Source organism: Cupriavidus lacunae, assembly GCF_003353055.1.
GTDB classification, from domain to species: domain Bacteria; phylum Pseudomonadota; class Gammaproteobacteria; order Burkholderiales; family Burkholderiaceae; genus Cupriavidus; species Cupriavidus lacunae.
In genome coordinates this window covers 1-1086 of record NZ_QKWJ01000245.1, presented here as the reverse complement: position 1 = coordinate 1086, position 1086 = coordinate 1, and the positions used below count along the sequence as shown (strand labels likewise).

Below are 1086 nucleotides of genomic sequence, written 5' to 3'. Positions count from 1 at the left end.
ACTCATCTCGCCCACCTGTGTCGGTTTGCGGTACGGTCTCGTATGACTGAAGCTTAGAGGCTTTTCTTGGAACCACTTCCAATTGCTTCGCAGCACTAGGCCGCTCGCCCCACATCCTTGAATCCCGCGCCCNCGCGCCCGGATTTGCCTAAGCGCCTTCTCCAATGCAGGGACCGGGACTTCCAACACCCGGACAACCTTCCGCGATCCGTCCCCCCATCGCATCATACGACGGTGCAGGAATATTAACCTGCTTCCCATCAGCTACGCATCTCTGCCTCGCCTTAGGGGCCGACTCACCCTACGCCGATGAACGTTGCGTAGGAAACCTTGGGCTTACGGCGAGGGGGCCTTTCACCCCCTTTATCGCTACTCATGTCAGCATTCGCACTTCTGATACCTCCAGCATCCTTTACAAGACACCTTCACAGGCTTACAGAACGCTCTCCTACCACGCACATTACTGTGCGTCCGCAGCTTCGGTGACTGGCTTAGCCCCGTTACATCTTCCGCGCAGGACGACTCGATCAGTGAGCTATTACGCTTTCTTTAAAGGGTGGCTGCTTCTAAGCCAACCTCCTGACTGTTTTAGCCTTCCCACTTCGTTTCCCACTTAGCCAATCTTGGGGACCTTAGCTGGCGGTCTGGGTTGTTTCCCTCTTGACACCGGACGTTAGCACCCGATGTCTGTCTCCCGTGATTGCACTCTTCGGTATTCGGAGTTTGCTATGGCGGGGTAATCAGCAATAGACCCCCCAACCATGACAGTGCTCTACCCCCGAAGGTGACACACGAGGCACTACCTAAATAGTTTTCGGAGAGAACCAGCTATTTCCAGATTTGTTTAGCCTTTCACCCCTATCCACAGCTCATCCCCTAACTTTTCAACGTTAGTGGGTTCGGTCCTCCAGTACGTGTTACCGCACCTTCAACCTGGCCATGGATAGATCATCTGGTTTCGGGTCTACACCCAGCGACTCAACGCCCTGTTCGGACTCGCTTTCGCTACGCCTTCCCTAATCGGTTAAGCTTGCCACTGAATGTAAGTCGCTGACCCATTATACAAAAGGTACGCCGTCACCCGTT

1 rRNA gene is annotated in these 1086 nt (G+C 54.3%); it reads right to left on the bottom strand.

What is annotated here, in order from left to right:
- Positions 1-1086, bottom strand: a 23S ribosomal RNA gene (locus DN412_RS42920); the annotation flags it as partial.